The organism is Sphingobium sp. LMA1-1-1.1, from assembly GCF_040676365.1.
GTDB lineage: Bacteria > Pseudomonadota > Alphaproteobacteria > Sphingomonadales > Sphingomonadaceae > Sphingobium.
On record NZ_JBEGHS010000029.1, the window covers coordinates 1 to 829 of the forward strand.

At 59.0% G+C, this 829-nt stretch carries 1 pseudogene; it reads right to left on the bottom strand.

Annotated elements, in window-relative coordinates:
• Positions 1-121: 121 nt before the first annotated feature.
• A pseudogene (locus MRBLMA1_RS14045) lies at positions 122-691 on the bottom strand (IS5 family transposase); the annotation flags it as partial.
• Positions 692-829 lie beyond the last annotated feature (138 nt).

Genomic DNA, 829 nt, shown 5'->3' on the forward strand with positions numbered 1-829 from the left:
GCTCGCACCCATCGGCAACATCCCGCCTGCCGAAGCCGAGGAGCTCTACTACGCCATGCTGGACGACACACCCATGGCAGCATAATTTAAGCCAAATGGCCTCCGGCAATCCCGGGGCGGTTCAATACTTACAGGAATTAAGATCTGGACTCATTTGATTGAGCCAGAAGATGATGGTTGGGACGATACAGATGGCGGACATGAAGGTGTGGGCGCATCGATCGTAGCGGGTATGGATGCGCCGCCAGTCCTAAGCCTGCCGAACATAGTCTCGATCTTGTGGCGCTGGCGGTAGAGCGCGGCGTCGTGCGGGATCGGCACCTTGCGGTTTTTCTTCGACGGGATGCAGGCCGTGATGTTGCGGTCGACAAGCGCCTTGCGGAACCAGTCGGCGTCGTAGCCTCGGTCGCCGAGCAGAGCCTTGGCGGGAGGCAAGGCGTCGCTCATCTGCCCTTCACTGAGCAGCATGACCAGCGGTCTATCCCTGCCATCGCAAACGGCATGAAGTTTGGAATTCAGCGCGCCTTTGGTGCGTCCGATACGTATGGGAACAGCCCCTTTTTGAGAAGGCTGCTGCTGTGCGGTGTGCCTTCAGGTGGGTCGCGTCGATCATCAACCGGTCCGGCTTGCCGCTCTTTGCCGAGAGGGCCGAGAAGATCTTGTTGAAGACGCCGAGCCGGCTCCACCGGATAAGCGGTTGTTATACCGACGTGCGCGGGTTCTGACTCACGGTTGGATTCCCAAGGTGCTAATTTTCTGATTCGTTGCAGCGAGCAAGAGGAGGCTCGCGATGGCGGCAGCGATTGGGGTTCGAACGGACTACACATCG